This window comes from Nocardiopsis sp. iso_238 (assembly GCF_056173325.1).
In genome coordinates this window covers 90,804-107,012 of sequence record NZ_CM149668.1, presented here as the reverse complement: position 1 = coordinate 107,012, position 16,209 = coordinate 90,804, and the positions used below count along the sequence as shown (strand labels likewise).

Annotated in this window: 15 protein-coding genes and 1 tRNA gene; 9 read left to right on the top strand and 7 right to left on the bottom strand. The window is 71.4% G+C overall.

Translation table 11 applies throughout. The annotated features are described in order from the left end of the window. Positions 1-534: 534 nt before the first annotated feature. Together AC0VYL_RS00485 and AC0VYL_RS00480 are read left to right on the top strand one after the other, a co-directional pair. A complete protein-coding gene (locus AC0VYL_RS00485) occupies positions 535-1,656 on the top strand; it encodes a DUF4037 domain-containing protein (RefSeq protein ID WP_475483440.1) in 1,122 nt (373 codons plus the stop codon). A gap of 55 nt (positions 1,657-1,711) precedes the next feature. Next, entirely contained in the window at positions 1,712-2,509 is a 798-nt protein-coding gene (locus AC0VYL_RS00480) for an oxygenase MpaB family protein (protein ID WP_475457692.1), read from the top strand. 22 nt (positions 2,510-2,531) lie between these two features. Here AC0VYL_RS00480 and AC0VYL_RS00475 read toward each other — a convergent pair whose 3' ends face one another. Both AC0VYL_RS00475 and AC0VYL_RS00470 read right to left on the bottom strand, forming a co-directional pair. Then, the gene (locus AC0VYL_RS00475) at positions 2,532-5,423 is read right to left on the bottom strand and encodes an AfsR/SARP family transcriptional regulator (protein ID WP_475457690.1); all 2,892 of its coding nucleotides are present in this window, start codon (positions 5,421-5,423) and stop codon (positions 2,532-2,534) included. A gap of 215 nt (positions 5,424-5,638) precedes the next feature. Continuing rightward, positions 5,639-5,797 carry a hypothetical protein gene (locus AC0VYL_RS00470; RefSeq protein ID WP_475483594.1) on the bottom strand — a complete coding sequence of 53 codons (159 nt, stop codon included), beginning with the start codon at positions 5,795-5,797 and terminating at the stop codon, positions 5,639-5,641. Positions 5,798-7,423: 1,626 nt separating this feature from the next. Between AC0VYL_RS00470 and AC0VYL_RS00465 the strand changes: the two genes are divergently transcribed. The 3 genes from AC0VYL_RS00465 (at position 7,424) to AC0VYL_RS00455 (ending at position 9,587) form a co-directional block, all read left to right on the top strand. Beyond that, complete coding sequence (locus AC0VYL_RS00465) at positions 7,424-7,900, top strand: NUDIX hydrolase (RefSeq protein ID WP_475481987.1); 477 nt, start codon at positions 7,424-7,426, stop codon at positions 7,898-7,900. Between the two features lie 300 nt (positions 7,901-8,200). Beyond that, positions 8,201-8,638 carry a hypothetical protein gene (locus tag AC0VYL_RS00460; protein WP_475462897.1) on the top strand — a complete coding sequence of 146 codons (438 nt, stop codon included), beginning with the start codon at positions 8,201-8,203 and terminating at the stop codon, positions 8,636-8,638. A 136-nt stretch (positions 8,639-8,774) separates the two neighbouring features. After that, positions 8,775-9,587, top strand: coding sequence for a DUF2786 domain-containing protein (locus tag AC0VYL_RS00455; protein ID WP_475462896.1), 813 nt, complete (start codon positions 8,775-8,777; stop codon positions 9,585-9,587). Between the two features lie 200 nt (positions 9,588-9,787). On the opposite strand, the gene dnaN is transcribed toward AC0VYL_RS00455, so the two are convergent. Then, positions 9,788-10,882, bottom strand: a complete 1,095-nt coding sequence (gene dnaN, locus AC0VYL_RS00450; RefSeq protein ID WP_475483439.1) for a DNA polymerase III subunit beta — start codon at positions 10,880-10,882, stop codon at positions 9,788-9,790. 69 nt (positions 10,883-10,951) lie between these two features. Continuing rightward, entirely contained in the window at positions 10,952-11,410 is a 459-nt protein-coding gene (locus AC0VYL_RS00445) for a DUF4442 domain-containing protein (protein ID WP_475483438.1), read from the bottom strand. A 127-nt stretch (positions 11,411-11,537) separates the two neighbouring features. On the opposite strand from AC0VYL_RS00445, the gene AC0VYL_RS00440 reads away from it, so the two are divergent. The 4 genes from AC0VYL_RS00440 (at position 11,538) to AC0VYL_RS00425 (ending at position 12,550) form a co-directional block, all read left to right on the top strand. After that, positions 11,538-11,626, top strand: a tRNA-Ser gene (locus AC0VYL_RS00440). A gap of 151 nt (positions 11,627-11,777) precedes the next feature. Further along, complete coding sequence (locus AC0VYL_RS00435) at positions 11,778-12,023, top strand: hypothetical protein (RefSeq protein WP_475481986.1); 246 nt, start codon at positions 11,778-11,780, stop codon at positions 12,021-12,023. A 4-nt stretch (positions 12,024-12,027) separates the two neighbouring features. Beyond that, positions 12,028-12,240 (top strand): hypothetical protein, encoded by a 213-nt coding sequence (locus AC0VYL_RS00430; RefSeq protein ID WP_475457674.1) that lies wholly within the window; start codon positions 12,028-12,030, stop codon positions 12,238-12,240. Between the two features lie 109 nt (positions 12,241-12,349). After that, on the top strand, positions 12,350-12,550 hold the full coding sequence (locus tag AC0VYL_RS00425; protein WP_475457673.1) for a hypothetical protein: 201 nt from the start codon (positions 12,350-12,352) through the stop codon (positions 12,548-12,550). A gap of 25 nt (positions 12,551-12,575) precedes the next feature. On the opposite strand, the gene AC0VYL_RS00420 is transcribed toward AC0VYL_RS00425, so the two are convergent. The 3 genes from AC0VYL_RS00420 to AC0VYL_RS00410 all read right to left on the bottom strand — a co-directional run bounded on the left by AC0VYL_RS00420 (position 12,576) and on the right by AC0VYL_RS00410 (position 16,197). Continuing rightward, on the bottom strand, positions 12,576-13,508 hold the full coding sequence (locus AC0VYL_RS00420; protein ID WP_475457672.1) for a universal stress protein: 933 nt from the start codon (positions 13,506-13,508) through the stop codon (positions 12,576-12,578). Between the two features lie 79 nt (positions 13,509-13,587). After that, positions 13,588-14,469 (bottom strand): universal stress protein, encoded by an 882-nt coding sequence (locus tag AC0VYL_RS00415; protein ID WP_475481985.1) that lies wholly within the window; start codon positions 14,467-14,469, stop codon positions 13,588-13,590. Positions 14,470-14,544: 75 nt separating this feature from the next. After that, positions 14,545-16,197, bottom strand: coding sequence for a MinD/ParA family ATP-binding protein (locus AC0VYL_RS00410; protein ID WP_475481984.1), 1,653 nt, complete (start codon positions 16,195-16,197; stop codon positions 14,545-14,547). Positions 16,198-16,209 lie beyond the last annotated feature (12 nt).

Here is a 16,209-nt window from a genome sequence, read left to right as displayed (position 1 = left end):
ACTGGTGGGGCGGGTGCCCAGGCGGGCACCCCGAACAGGCCCGATGCCGATCGGTTCCCGCATCCGGTCTGCCGCTCCGGGACTGGACCAAGAGGTCGAACCCGCCGACGTTCCACCAGACCTCACCAGAAGGTGACAATCCCCTTCCCCTCCTGCGCGTGAACGTTAGGGGGCGGACATCGGAAAAGCCGTGGACAGGGCCCCGTTGCGGGTGACAGAACGGACCCGGAACGGAGGGGCGCCCGCGTCACCGACGGCCGACCGTGCGCCGGGATGCGGGGCGCCCCCGCGCGGCCAAGAGCGGAGTGATCACGGATGACCCAGCAGGCACACCCACCACGTCCACCCCGGGAACCGCAGGAGTCCCAGACCCGGTCACGCCCCTCGGTACCCCAGGAACCACGGGCCGGGTCACAGCCGCCGATCCCCCAGGAACCTCCGGTACCCCAGGAACCCCCGGCTCCCCCGTCCCGGACGGAACACGGGGCACCTCCCGCGCACCCCTCAGGTCGGACCTTCCTGCCCGGGCTTGAGCTGTCGCGCGCCCTGTACGAGGAGGGGGTCGCGCCCCTCCTGAACGGGATCCCCCACGCGGCGGCCCGCGTGGGGGCGGGATCCGAGGTGCTGGGACTGGACACCCCGCGCTCCACCGACCACGACTGGGGACCGCGCCTCCAGCTCTTCCTCCCCGGCGACCACGAACACATCCGAGCGCTCCTGGAGGAGGGGCTGCCCCGGCGGGTGCGCGGCTGGCCCACACGGTACGAGGCGGCGCCCGGCGACCCCGGCGTGCACCAGCTCACCGACGGCCCCGGCGGGCGCCACCTGGTGGACGTGGTCGAACCCGGCACCTGGTTCACCGAGTGGCTGGGGTTCGACCCGAGCATCGGAGTGACCACCGCCGACTGGCTGGCGACCCCCACCCAGCGGCTGGCGGGGGCGGTCGGCGGCGCGGTCTTCCACGACGGCGTCGGGGCGCTCACCGCCGCGCGCCGGTCCCTGCGCTGGTACCCGACCGACGTCTGGCGGTACGTGCTGGCCTGTCAGTGGTCACGGATCGCCCAGGAGGAGCCGTTCGTGGGACGCTGTGCGGAGGCCGGTGACGAACTCGGCGCACGGGTGGTCGCCGCGCGCCTGGTCCGCGACCTCATGCGCCTGTGCCTGCTGCTGGCCCGCCGCTACCCGCCCTACTCCAAGTGGCTGGGGTCCGCCTTCTCGGCGCTCCCCGAAGCGGCCGAGGTGGGTCCGGTCCTGCGCCGGGTGCTCGCCTCGCCCGACCCGCAGCACGACCTGGCCGAGGCCTACCGGCTGGTCGCGGTCTGGCAGAACCGGACCGGGTTGGCGGAGGAACTGTCCCCCGAGCCCCGCCCCTTCCACGCGCGCCCGTACCCGGTCCTGGACGCCGCGCGCTACTCAGGGGCCCTGCTCGCGAGGGTCGGGGACCCCGCTCTCGCGGGCCGGCCGCCAGTGGGTGCCGTCGACCAGTTCGTCGACGGCACCGACGCACTGGAGCGCGTCGGGCTGGTCCGGGACCTGGCCCGGGCCGTGGGCGGGCCCGGCTCCGGAGAGGTGCCGCGCGCCTCCCCGGACGCGTCCTCGGAGTGCGCAGGGGCGGCCGGGAAACCCGGACAGACGAACGCGGAGGAAGCCCCATAAACCAGGGTGGGCGCGTCACCTGCGACGAAGCTGGGCGCTGCCCTACGATCCAGGCATGGACCTATCCCACGCCCCGCCGGTTCTCCGGCGGCTCAACACCGAGGCCAGCATCCTGGCCGGGGCCAGCTACGCGATCCTGCTCCAGATCGCCCACCCGAGCGTCGCCAGAGGCGTGGCCGAGCACAGCGAGTTCGCCAAGCGCCCTCTCGACCGGCTGCGCGGCACGATGTACTACGTCTACGGAACCGCCCTGGGCACCCCGGAGGAGCGCGAACGCGTACAGGCCATCGTGCGCGCCATGCACCGCAGGGTCCGGGGGCCGGGCTACGACGCCCTCGACCCCGAACTGCTGCTGTGGGTCGGCGCGACGCTGTATCACAGCGCGGTGCGTCTGTATGAGCTGACCGTGGCCGACCTGACCGAGGAGGAACGAGCCGAGTTCCTTCGTGAGACCTCGGTGTACGCCACCGCCCTCGGCCTACCCCAGGAGCGGTGGCCCCAAAGCACCGAGGAGTTCTCAGACTACTGGGAAAACGCCTGTGCCCGTCTGGAGGTCGGCCCGCACGCCGTCGGTCTGTCCCGGTCGCTGTTCCGACCCGACAACCGGCTGCTGTGGCCGTTCACCCTCACGCAACGGTTCCTCAGCGGCGGCCTGCTGGATCCGGAGCTGCGGAGCCAGTACGGGATTCCCTGGTCCGAGGCTCGTCAGCGCCGCTTCGACCGCCTGATGCGCCTCACTCGCACGGTGTACCCGTGCCTTCCGAAGGGCGTCCGGAGACTGCCGTCGACGCTGTACCTGAGGTCGATGCGCAAGAACGGCGGTTGGAAGCCGTCGAAGTCGTCGAAGCGCTGAGGGGTGGCCGCCGGGGAGGGGTTCAGAGGTCCTTGAGCGCTTCCCGGGCCCGGTCGGCCTCGGGCAGGCCCTGTTCCTCGAAGGTCCGGAGCGCGTCGGTGAGCAGGCCCCGAGCGCGCTCGGCGTCCACCACCGGCGCGGGCAGCCCGCCGAGCGCCAGCGAGGCCCTGGCCGCGGCGTACCGCTCGCCCCGCTCGTGCGCCATGGCGAGAGCCTTCTCCAGGGTCCGTGCGGCCTCCGCGTGCCGACCGGCGGCGGAGTAGGTCGTCCCGAGGTCCGTCAGGACCTCCGCGTCCGCGCTGCGGTTGCCGCTCCGGTCCGCCAGATCGAGCGCCGTCCGGTGTTCCGCGACGGCCTCGTCGAACCTCCCGCCCGCCCTGTAGGCGACCCCCAGGGAGTTGTGGGCGTACATCTCCTTCGTGCTCTTGCCCTCGCACAACGCGACGGCGACCCGCAGGGCCTCGTAGGCGCCCTCCAGGTCCCCGAGGGCCGTCCGGGCCTCACCGACGATGAGCGCCGCCTGGTTCCGGCTGTTGTCCAGGCTCTCGTCCGCGCCCAGGGCCAGGACCCCCTCGCTGAGGACCAGGGCCTCCTGGTACCGCCCGAGGTTCATGTACAGCACCGCCAGGTTGGCCCGCTGCATCACCTCCAGCTGCTTGTCCCCCTGGGACACCGCGAAGGAGATGACCCTCTCGATGCATTCGGAGCACTCCTGGAACCGCCCCGTGCGCTCGTGGACCATGCTGAGGTTGGCCAGGGCGCGGATGATCCCGCGTTCGTCGCCCAGCTCCTCCAGGAGACGGAGGGCCTCCTGGAGGTAGGAGAGCGAGCTGTCGAACCTCCCGGAGAGGCAGTGCGCGATCCCCATGCCGATGAGGGTGACCGCGCGGCCCCGCTGGCTGCCGCGCCGCTCGCTGGCGCGCAGGGCCTTCTCCTGCGAGGTGAGCAGGAGGCCCATCTTGCCGCGCTGGGCGTAGAACCTCCACACCGCGTCGGCCATCCGCCACGCCTCCTCGACGCTCTCCCCGTCGCTGTAGAAGTCGATGACGTCGGCGACGTTGTCCTGGTGGCGGTCGAACCAGGCCTCCGCCTCGGCCCGGTCGAGGAGTTCGGCCCGGTACCGCGAGCCCCCCGCCTCGTCCGGGCTGCCGTGCGCGCGGGGGCCCAACAGGTCCGCCGCGCGCTGCGAGACGTGCATGTACTGCCGGGCCAGCCGTGCCCTGGCCCCCTCGGCCTCCGTCGGCTCCAGGTCGGACGAACCCCGGTAGCGCGAGAAGTCACCGATGAGGTCGTGCAGGCGGTACACGTCTCCGTCCGGTTCCTCCAGCAGGCAGACACCCACGAGCCCCTGGAGGAGGTCGTCCGCGTCCTCGGGGTCCATGTCCAGCAGCGCCGCCGCCCCGTGGAGGTCCACGGTGGTCCCGATCAGCACCCCGAGCAGGAGGAAGGCGCGCCGCTGTTCGCCGTTGAGGCTCTGGTAGGAGAGGTCGATCGCCGCCTCGACGTTCTGCCCGTCCATCTGGAGCTCGCGGAAGCGGCGGCTCTGCTCGCTCAACCGGCGCTCGACGTGGCCGAAGGTCCACTTCGGTCTGCTGAGCATGCGCCCGGCGACCACGCGCAGCGCCAGGGGGAGGCCGCCGCAGATCCGCACCACCCTGAGGGCCTGGTCCCGCTCCCGGACGACCCTGTCCTCCCCCAGGACCCTGCCGAGGAGTTCCAGCGCCGACTCCTCCCCCAGCATGCTGAGGGAGACGTAGTCCGTACCGCTGAGCCCGGCCAGGTCGTTCCGGGTGGTGATCAGGGTGAGCGTGCCCTCGGCGGAGGGCAGGATCGGGTTGACCTGCGCGTAGCTGACCGCGTTGTCCAGGACCACGAGCAGACGCCTGCCCCGGAGGGTGGCCCGCCAGAGGGCGGACCGCTCGTCCACCGAGTCGGGAAGTTCCTCGAAGGGCACGCCGACCGCGCGCAGGAGGGCGCCCAGTGCCGCCCCCTCGTCCAGGGGCTTCTTCTCGGCCGTGTACCCGTACAGGTCGATGAACAGCTGCCCGTCCGGGAAGTGGTGTACCAGTTCGTGCCCCGCGCGGACGGCGAGCGTGGTCTTCCCGGAGCCGCCGCTGCCCGAGATCACGCAGACCCGGGCCCGGTCGTCCTCGGAGGTGCCCACACCGACCAGGTGCTCCAGGGTCTCCCGTCGCCCGGCGAAGTCCGGGATGTCCCGGGGGAGGTCGTTCCGGACGACGAAGTGGTCCTTGACCACGGGGAAGGGCGAGGACAGCCCCTTGGCCGGGGTCTGCTCGGAGGTGTCCGCGCGCAGTATCTGGGTGTGCAGCGCGGTGAGGTCGGGGTCGGGGTCGACGCCCAGCTCGTCCGCCAGACGTGATCGGATCTCCTCGTAGGCGGAGAGCGCCGCCGCGCGTTCGCCGCTGTGCCAGAGGGCGGTGACGAAGTGGTGGTGCAGCCGTTCCCGGAGCGGCTCCTGCCGGACGATCGGCGTGAGGTAGGAGACCACCTCGTTCGCGCGGCCCAGTGAGAGCGCGTAGGAGGCCCAGTCGGCCACGGCGGCCCAGCGCTCCTCCAGGAGCGGGGACACCACCGAGTAGTAGAGGTGTTCGGACCCGACCCCGGAGAACGGGACCCCGCGCCAGCACTCCAGCGCCTCGGAGAGCCGCGCGAGGGCGGTCTCCGGATCGGCGGGGTCGGCGCCGTCGCGCAGCCGCCGGAACCGGTGCAGGTCGACCCGGCCGGGGTCGACGTCGGCGAGGTATCCGCCGGAGGTGGTGCTGATCATCCCGGGGAACGCCCGGCGCAGGTGGGAGACCTGGACCTGGATGACCGAGCGCGCCGTGCGCGGAGGGTCGTCGCTCCAGAGGTAGTGGATCAGCTGGTCGAAGGTGACCTCCCGACCGGCGTACACCAGGAGCGCCCCCAGAACACAACGCTGGCGTGGTCCACCGACCGGAAGGGGTCGTCCCTCGGACCACGCGGCAATGGGACCAAGCACGCCGAATTCCACAAGGAGCAACCCTAGCAAGGCCACCTTGTGGAATTCGGAATGCGTCTGAGTCCGTCCCCGCCGAGTGCCCCCCTCTTCACCAGCACTCGGAGCGGCGGCTCCTCAAAGACGCGCGTCTACTTGTCTTCCTTCTTCTTGTCCTCCGGCTTGTCCTCGCGCTCGGCGGGGACACTCTCCTTCGGAGTGGGCTCCTGGTAGGGATCGAACTTGGCTTCCGGCTCCACTCCGGAGACGATCGCGTCGAACTGCTCGTCAACCGTCAGCATCTTCGGCACTCGTACTCCTTTGCGCACTGCACTCGTGTAGAGCCGCAACGTCGCCCTACGTCGTCTACGAAGCATCATGGGCCACCGCCTTCCGGCGGATCCGCCATCCGTGGCGCTTCCGCCTCAGCTACGCCACGGATGGCATGTGTCCGACAGCCGTCGGACCACTGGGAGCTGCGAGCCGTCCTCACGCAGCTACCGATCCGACGAACACGCTTCACGCTAGAGAGGTCCTCTTCCGCTCCGCTTTCAACCGGCTTTCAGTCCGAGCGGAAAAACCCAAGGTCACAACGGCGCTACCCGTTGTTCACTTCCCGTGCCGCAGGGGCTTTCCCCGGTCCCCCCACCTCTTCTCCCCGTCACGGACCGAACACGAACCACGACTTTCCCGCGTTCTCACGAAGAGGACCCGGAAGTGGAGGTCCCACGCTTTCGGAGAAAAATACGGCCGCGGAGGAACGCCCGACACCTCGGGACACGGTCACCCCTCCTACCCCGCACGCGCCCAGGCGAACATCTCCGGCCCCTCCTCTCCACCCGAACCCCCGGCCCCGTCTGCGAACCGGGCACCGAAACCCGTCCTGCGCTGGGCGAACCCGCGGTGTCCTCTTCTGGCCAGGTCCGGGGGACCCAAGGGCGGTTCCGGGGGGATCGACCCGGTTGGGCCTACAGTCGCGCCTCGTGGTGCACCATGTCCTCGAAACCGACGTTCCCCGTCGGTCCCCTCCCCCGGAACCACGAGGTCGAGAGACTGGACGCCCGCGGCGGCGGGGCGTCCTGTGGCCCACCAGCAAGGAGCTCGCGGGCGCCTCACCGTCCCCCTGGAGGGCGGCGGACGGTGAACCGCACCCTCTCCGTCCTGACCTGCGCCCGGACACCCCCTACGGTTACCCCGGACGGCCCGGGCAGCCCCCGGCCGGTCCCGCCGGTCCCGCCGGTCCTCCCCCGGGCCGAACCCAGGGACCTCCCCAGCCACAGGGCCCGCAGAGGCCGTTCCCGCCCCAGCCCGGCCCAGGACAACCCGGGTCGGCCTCCCGCACCCCCCAGGGCCGCCCCAGGGAGCCCCACGGGCACCGGTCCCGCCCGCCCCGGCCGCCGGTGTTGAGCAGACTGACGCTGTAGGTGTCGTACTGTTCCCCGACCAGCCCCAGGCCCCGTAGAAGAGCAGGAGGGGGAGGATGGCCAGCGCCACCCCGTCGACCACCTCGCGCTCGCTCTCGGCGAACCCGTTCCGACGGTGCCGGACGACCTCGGCGCCGAGTTCGGCGTCGATCAACGGCAGTCCCGGCCTGAGCAGCTGGAACATGACGACGAAGGTGATCAGGGTGACGAGGAGGGTGAGACCGAGCCCAGCGAGGGAAAGGGTGGGGTTGACGTCGGTGAGCGCCACCAGCCCGCGCATGAGCAGCGTGTGGGTGAGCATCTCCGCCGTGTAGGCGCACAGCAGGGGATCCCGTGGCTTCGGACGAGGCCGAGGGCGTACACGGGCAGAGAGGCTGCGGAAGAGGTCGTGCGGGCCATAGGTTCAAGAGGTGAGCGGGAACGGTCTCCGTGGATTCCCGTGGTCCACGGCACGCGGACCGGGGAACCCCCTGATCGCGGGACACGAGGAACGGCTCTGGTTGGAGGGGCTTGATGCAGGAGGGCGACGGAAACGGCTGGGTCGACCTGGCCGACGGATCCCGCAGGTGGGGCCGGTACGGCGCCGCCGGGCTGCTGTTGTACGCCACCGACGTGACCGGTTCCGGTCACGTCCTGCTCCAGCACCGCGCGGGCTGGACGCACATGGGCGGCACCTGGGGCATCCCCGGCGGGGCGCGCAACCGGGACGAGACCCCGCTGGAGGCGGCCGTGCGGGAGTTCCGTGAGGAGGTCGCGGGAGACCTCGGGGACTACACGGTCCTGGGCCGCCACGAGCAGGACCTGGCCGTGTGGCGCTACGACACGTTCCTGCTGCACGTGCCGACCCTGACCCCGTTCCGTCCGGGGAACTCGGAGAGCAAGGAGATCCGGTGGGTCTCGGTGGACGCCGCCGAGGAACTCCCCCTGCTGCCCGCCTTCCGCACCGCCTGGCCGCACCTGAGCGCCGACCTGCGCGCGGCGACGGCGTAGTCCGGTGGCCGTCCCTCACGGCGGGGGCGCGGTCCGGAGCCGTCCCTCACGGCGGCGGCCACGATCCCTGCGGGACGGGCACTTTCGGGCCCCGCCGATCGTTGGACCCTTGAGAGGCGGCGGCCCCCACCGTTCTGGGATGATTCGTGTCGGCTTTCCTCCGCGTGCCAGGTGCCAGAACACCGCCTCGGGGGTAAGTCAGGGACGGGCCCTGATGTGCGGACCGCCCCTGGCCCCGCATGCTGAGGGGGACGGCCCTGCGACGAGTGGGCGCCACGCGATTCGACTGGAGCTGTGAACATGACGCTGGAGCGCGGTAACGCATTCACTCCCGTCGCCTCGGCGACGATGATCTGGCCTTGGGGGGCGTCCGTCGTCGGCGGCACCGTGGCCGGTGCCCTCTCCTTCCTCGCCAACTTCGGCCTGGCCGGCATCCCGGCCGCCGTGACCACCGGCATCTTCTTCTTCGCCCTGATCGGCGGGGTCGGCGGCGTGCTGAGCAAGAAGGGCGACCGCCGTGGCCGCCGCTGGGCCGCCGCCTACCCGTTCCGCTACGCGAGCGCCCCGGCCATCCTCGGCGGTGGCGCCACCGCCGTGGTGAGCTACGTCGTGTCCGTGATCACTGACTTCGCCATCATCGGCGGTCTGTTCGGCGGCCTCTGGGCCGGTCTCGGTGTGGGCCTTGCCCTGTGGCTCATCATCGGCGTCGTGGCCATGGTCGCCGGCGACAAGAAGTAGGGGTGATCGGGCGCCACCGTGATGGTGGAGGGGAACAGAAGGGCCTAGGCTCGATGTTTTCCGCCAAGGAGCGGATGGACCACACCTCACCTACGGGAGACAACCGGCGCCGATGACTGAAGCTGCTCGTCAGAAGATGGTCGAGCGGGTCCGCGGGCTCCTTCGCATGGCGGAGGACCCCGCGGTCACTGATGCCGAGAGCCAGGCGTTCACCGCCAAGGCCGCCGAGCTGATGACCCGCCACGCGATCGCCGAGGCCGAGGCCCGCGCCGAGAGGGGCGAGGAACCGGACGCGATCAGCCGCATGGACTACACCGTCCCGGGAGTGGGTGGCCACGGCAAGGCCAGGGTCAGAGCCCTGGCCGACATCGCCGCCGCGTACGGATGCCAGTCCGCGGTGCGCGGGAACAACTCCGAGAACACCGACCGGACCATCATCCTGGTGGGAACGGTCAGCGCGCTGGACGCGCTGCGGATGCTGATGCCGTCGATCTCCATGCAGATGGAGGCCTCGGCCAGGTTCATGAGTTCGTCCCACGTGGCCGACATCCGGGAACTGCGCAACTACACCCGCTCCGAACTGGAGACCGAACGCAAGCGCTACTACCGGTCGTTCGTGCGTGCCTACGGTCAGGCCGTGGCCGAACGCATTCGGGAGTTCCGGGCGCGACTCCAGGAAATGGCCGCTCATGACGCAGAGACTGGCGTCACAGAGGGTAACGGTGAGAACGGTTCGGCGCGCGGTGCGGAGTTGGTTCTACGGGACGACCCGAACCGGGTGAACGAAGAGTTCCACAAGCAATTCCCACAGTTGCGCAAACACCGCCCCGAGCGGACCCACAGCGCGGCCGGGTACCGGGCGGGATACCGCCGTGGGCGCCAGGCGGAGCTGGGTCTGGACACCCCGGTGACCAGCGGACGGACGTCCACTCTGGCCGAGGGCGAATAGCCCCTCACCCCGAGTTGTCCACAGGCTGTGCAGGAAATCCACAGGCGCTCCGTTTTCCCATGTCACACAGGAAATTCGAGCCGATTCGAGAGGCCGTTCGAGCCCCCGAGGGGGCCGATCACCCGGGGTTATCCACAGGCTGGGGAAGCAGCCTGTGGATAACCTGTGGAGAACTTTCCCAAGAACAGCAAAACACCTGGTCAACTAACCCGAAGGGGTTGAACGAGGTAGCGGAACGAGGGTTCCTCTGCCGCATCCGTGAACACCGCGGGTTTCACCGGTTCGGTGAAGTTCAGGTGAGCGGTGTCGGTCTCCACCCCGTTGAGCCCGTCCGCCAGGTAGTCGGGCCGGAACGCGAGCCGGATCGGGTCCCCCTCGTAGCCGACCTCCAGGGCCTCCACGGCCTGGGCGTCGTCCCCGGAACCGGCCTCCAACACGACCTCACCCTCCGTGAAGGCGAGCCGGAGTGGCGTGTTTCGGTCAGCCACCAACGCGACCCTCTTGACCGCCTCCAGCAGCGGTGCCACCGGTACCTCGGCCCGTGCCGAGAACTCCGTCGGGAACCAGGAGGCGTACTTGACGAAGTCGCTGTCGATCAGCCGGGTGGTGGTCCTGCGCTCGCCGTTCTCGAACCCGATCATGCCCTCGCCCCCGAGGGCGACGTCCACGTCGCTCTGGTTGATCAGGCCCCGCGCCGTGTTGGCCAGGGTGCGCGCGGGCACCAGGGCGTCGGCGTCGATCCCCGCGTCCTCCGGCTTCCACCGGAGTTCGCGGACCGCGATGCGGTAGCGGTCCGTGGCGACCACGCTCAACCGGTCGCCGGTGAAGTCCAGGTAGGCGCCGGTGAGCATCGGGAGGGTGTCGTCCCGGCTCGCCGCCGGGGTCACCTGGCGCACCGCCGCCGTGAACGCGTCCGCGGACACGGAGCCGATCCGCTCGGGCATCCCGGGCAGGCTGGGGTAGTCCTCCAGCGGCATGGTGATCAGGGTGAACCTGGCGGCACCGGCGCTGACGAGCACCCTGGGGCCGTCGGTCTCGATGCGCACGGTGCCCGAGGGCAGGTTGTTGACGATCTCCGCCAACAGCCTGCCGGGTACCAGCACGGCCCCCGGCTCCTCCGAGAGGACCTCCACCGAGGCCCGGGTGGAGATCTCGTAGTCGAAGCCGGACAGACGCAGGGCGTTCCCGTCCGGAGAGACCTCCAGGCGCATTCCGGCGAGCACGGGGACCGCGTGCCGCGTCGGCAGGGCCCTGGCGGTCCAGGCGACCGCCTCCGCGAACGCGTCGCGGTCCACACGTAGTCTCACTGCGCCTCCCGGTCGTTGTCTGCGGTCAACGTACCCAGGGGCACCGACAGTCGACGGCTACCCGCGGTTGGGGCGCAGGGTCCACAGCACGGTCATCCGGCCCGTCACAGTGCCGTCGTCGGTGCGCAGCTCGATCTCCACCGGGAACTCGGGGCGCCTGCCCTCGTCCAGCTCGGCGACGACGTCCTCCCGCGACCGGCCCAGCGTGGCCTCGGCGGTCACGTCGCCCATGGCGAGCTTGAGGTAGTTGATCTCGGCGCTGACCGCCAGCGGTACGGCGCGCTCCAGCTGGTCCCCGAAGGTGCCGATCACGATGGCGCCCGAGGCCGACTCGGCCAGAGTGAACATGGCGCCCGCGTGCGGGCCGCCCACGTGGTTGTGGTGGTCGGCGTTGTCGGGCAGCCGCATGACGGCGCGCCCGTGGTCCAGGTCGGTGAAGGTCACACCCAGCGTGCGCGCGAAGGGAACCGAGGCCAGGAACCCGGACTTGACCATCTCCGCCGTCTCGGCGTCCATTTTCTGCATACCCCCAAGGTTACTCACGAGTAACCCCGGTGCGCCACCCCCGGCCGACCCCGGATACTCCCGCGAACCCGTCCCCGCCGTGGGCTACCATGTCTGGCGGAGAGGGCTCCTCTCCCCGGGAGGGTTCGCATAGCGGCCGAGTGCAGTGCTCTTGAAAAGCACCAAGTCCTTGACGGGGCTTCATGGGTTCAAATCCCATACCCTCCGCAGAAGAGAAGGCCGGTGGGCTGGTCCGCAGGGACCAGCCCACCGGCCTTCGCCGTTGCCGGGACCCCCGCGCCGCAGGGGATCCGGACCAGGACACGGGGTCGCTCCCGCGCTATCTTTCTGGCCCAGTCCCCGGCCAGAAGGAGAGCCAGTGAGAGACCGCGTCCTTCACGTCTCGACCACGGGATCGATGGTGCTGCTCCTGTTCGGGGCGGTCTCCGTCAGCGTCCTCGTCCACTGGGTGTTCGACCCACCGACCTGGGTCGTGGGAGTGACCGTCGGCGCTCTGTGCGGCACCGGGACCACCTTCATCGTGAACAGGGCGGTGTCCCCGGCGCGCGGGGAGGGCACCGGCAATCCGCGCACTGATCAGACCACACACCAGCGAACGGAATGACCTGATGGCCGAGTCCGACTCCCCCGTGGCGGCGCCGCTCACCCTGTTCATCGCGATGGTGGTCTCCATGCTCGCCGTCGGCGTCCCCCTGGGCCTCCTCACCGCATGGCCCCCCTGGGTCTACGGAGCCGTGGCCGGTGGGGTGGGCGGACTCGCGGGCCCGCTCGTCACCCGATGGATCGTGGCCAGACGGGCGCACCGCCAGGAAGACCGGTAGGCACCTGTCGCTTTGTCGACAGATCGCCACCGGGGGGTTTGGGGCGGCTCTGGTTCGGTATGCCGGAGGGTGACCGGTTCGACACCGGTGACACACACGGAAGTTCGGGGTGAGGACGATCGGAACAGCCAGACAGAAGATCCTGTGGGTCACCCTCGGGATCGTCTTCACGGCCGGTGCCCTGGCCGTGCTGGTACCCAGCCTGGGCGGGTCCTGGACCGTCTACTTCTTCATGCTGGCGCCGTTCGTGGTGAGCGGCGTCTGGGTCCTGGCCAGCGGCGGCTCCCGAAGGTCCGAGGTGGAGAGCTAGGGGCGGCCCTGGGGCCGCCCCTTCGCTAGTCGTCCTCGTCGGCGTGCTTGGGGAGCACCACCACGGGGATCTTCGCGTGGTGCAGCACGCCCTGGCTCACGGAGCCCAGCAGGAGCCCCCGGATGGTGCCCCGGCCGCGGGAACCCACGACGATGGCGTCGGCCCCCTCGGCGGCCTCCAGGATCGCGTCGACCGGCCCTGCCTGGGTCCGCACCACGGTGACCTCGATGTTCACGTCCTCGCGCTGCTCGTCCATGGCCTCGGCCAGGAGTTCGGCGACGAGCTCCTCGGACTGCTTCTCGAAGATGTTCTCCTGCGGCTGGTGCCCGGCCGCCGTCATCGCGATCGGGTCGTACGGGTAGGGGACCTCCCAGCTGTTGACCACGACCAGCTCACCGTCGGTCTCGGCCGCCAGGTCCACCGCCAGGCCCAGGGCGCGTCGGGAGGGGTTGGACCCGTCGACCCCGACGACGATCCGCTCCAGCTTCGTGGTGGCGGGATGGCCCCTGCCGTCCGAGGGGACCACCACCACGGGGCACGGGGCCTGCGCGGACACGCGCACGCTCACGGAACCCACGAACATCGACGCGAAGGCGCCCAGGCCACGGGTGCCCAGCACGATGAGGTCGTGGGGGTGGCTGTCCCGGATCATCGCCAGCGGCGCCTCCTCCAGGGCGGTGATCGTCTCGACCCGCGCGGACGGCTGCTTCTCACTGATCAGCTCGACGGCCTCCGTGAGGACCGTGGTGGCCTGCCCGGAGATCTCGTCGGTGGGCTCGAACCGGTTCGGCCCGCCGTAGGCGGACACGATCAGCGGCATCCCCAGCGCGTGCACCACGTGGAGCTCGGCGTCCCGGCGCACGGCCTCGGCCGCCGCCCATTCGAGGGCCGCCCGTGAGTGGCTCGATCCGTCCGCCCCCACGACCACCCTGCCGGGACGTTCGTGTCTGCTTGACATGGTTCCCCCTAGAGACGAGTTCCCTCTGTTCACCATCATCACCGAGTCGGGCGCGAACACACGTGAACGGCACAGGGAATCAGTCGTCGGAGTGCGGCGGGAGCACCGCGACGGGGCCGTGCGCCCGGCTCAGGACCCCCTGGCTGGTGGAGCCCATCACCAGGCCCCGCACACCTCCGCGCCCTCGGGAGCCCACCACGATCAGGTCCGCGCCCTCACCGGCCTCCAGGAGGGCGTCCACCGGGTCGGCCTGCATCCGGACCGCGCTGATCTCCAGGGCCTGGGTCCGGTCGTCGATCACCTCGGCCAGCACCCCGGCGACCACCTCCTCGGACTGGCGGTCGAACATCTCCTCGTGACCGTCGGTGCGGTCCTCCGGTAGCGGCACCTCCCAGCTGTTGACCACCACCACCTCCGCGTCCGTGGTCAACGCGTGCTCCAGGGCGAAGCGCAGCGCCCGGCGCGAGGACTCCGAGCCGTCCACCCCGACCACCAGCCTGCCCCTCGGTTCCGGGGCCGCCTCGGGGACGACCACCACCGGGCAGGGGGCGTGGGAGGAGGTGCGCAGGCTCACCGAGCCGAGCATGATCGCCCGCACCGCGCCCAGCCCCCGGGAGCCGACGACGATGACGTCACCGTGCCGGGCCTCGTCGAGCAGGACCTCCGGGGCGTCCTCCGAGGCGAGCACCGTGGCCACGTCCACCTCGGGGTGGACTCCGCGGGCGTACTCGGCGCTCTCGGTGAGCAGCGCGTGCCCGGCCTCCCGGACCTCGTCGCCGGACTGGTACCGCTCCGACGAGGGAATGGTCCCCATCACGACGGGCAGGCCGAGGCCGTGCACGATCCTCAGCTGCCGCCCGTACCCGGCGGCGGTGTCCGCCGCCCAGGCCAGCGCCGCTCTCGCGATCGGTGAGCCGTCCACCCCCGCGATGACCGCTGGCGGGCGTTCCTGTGCGTTCATGTCCACCTCTTCCCCTCACCTCCATTGTCGGGACCGGGCGGCGGTAAACCGGCGAGGGAGGGCCCGCGCGTCCTCTCAGCGCGCGAAGGCCTCCCCCACGTTCGCGGCCAGTTGCAGATAGGCGTCCCTGGTCGCGGGGGCGAGCTGTTCCAGGTCGACCTCCGCTCCCTCCTCCAGGTGACCGTCCCAGGGCACCCGCACGACGGACCGGCAGCGTCCGGCGAAGTGCTCCTCCAGCCGGTTGAGGTCCACGCTGCTCTTGCTGTTGGAGCGGACCATGGACAGCACCACGGCGGCGCCGCGCACCAGTCCCCCGTGCCCGTGGGCGTCCAGCCAGTCGAGGGTGGCGCTGGCGCTGCGCGCCCCGTCCACGGAGGCCGAGCTCACCAGCACCACCTGGTCGGCCAGGCCGAGCACCCCGCGCATGGCGGCGTGCAGCAGTCCCGTGCCGCAGTCGGTGATGCAGATGGAGTAGAAGTGCTCGACGATCCGGGCCACCTCGCGGTAGTCGGCGTCGCTGAACGCCTCCGAGACCGCCGGGTCGCGGTCGGAGGCGAGGATCTCCAGTCGGCTGGGCGACTGGGAGGTGAAGCCGCGGATGTCCGCGTAGCGCGACACCAGGTGGCGTTCGTTGAGCAGGTCGCGGATGGTGGCCGCGGTCTCCAGGCGCACCTTGTCCGAGAGCGTGCCCCGGTCGGGGTTGGCGTCGACCGCGAGGACCCGGTCCCCGCGCAGCGAGGCCAGCGTCGCGCCCAGGGCGACCGTGGTGGTGGTCTTGCCGACCCCGCCCTTGAGGCTGAGGACCGCCACCCGGTGGTGTCCGGAGGCGACCGGCGTACTGGCGCGGGCCACGAGTTCGCGTTCGCGCAGCACCTTGGGGGACTCGCCCGGGTTGATCAGGCCGAGGCTGGCGCTGTGCACGGCCCGGCGCCACCCGCCGGTGGGGCCGTAGCGACGGTTGCGGACGAGGGTGGCGGCACTGAGGGAGTCGGAGGTCTCCCCATGGTCGGCGGGGGTCGCGGGCAGGCGGGCCGGTGCCTGGCTCCCGCTCCACGGCTGGGCCGCGGGCCCGGTTTCGCGAGGCCCGGTGTCACGGGGCCCGGTCAGGGAGGCTGGCGGGGCGGGGGGTTCCGGCGCCGTCCAGAGCCCCGGCGGCCCCCACTGCGGGTTCGCCGCCCTCGGAGAGTCGGCCTCCGGGACCGGGGCGGGACCGGCCCAGGGCCCCGCAGGCTCCCGCTCCGGGGGTTCGGCGCGCTCCGCCTCCAGCGGCGGCAGCTGTTCGGGTTCGGGCACGTCGGAGTCGCCGGGGATCCCGCGCGGCGCCAACGGGTCCCGCTCCTCCGTCGGCCCCCCGAGGCGCTGGGGGCGCTGGGGTCGGCGTTCCTCCTGCCACGGGCCGGAGGGCCGGGGCCGCCGGTCGCGGGCGCCCGGGAACAGCCGGACCGTGTCGCCGGGCTCCTCCGCGGGTTCGTCCGGCGCGTCGTCCTCCGGCGCCGGTGCCCGGAAGGCCGTGCCGGGGGTCGGCGGCGGCGTGTCCTCGGGAAGGCGCGCGTACGGCGGCGGGGGCGGCGCCGCGCCCTCGAACCCGCCGAACCACTGCTCCCTGGGAGTGGGCGCGGGCGAACCCGGTGCGTCCTCGACCTCCGCCGAGTCGTCGGTCCCGTGCCAGTCCGTCCGCTCGTGCGGCTCCGGCTCGGCTGCCGACCCGTTCTGTTCCTGCTGTGCCACCGGGGCTCTCCT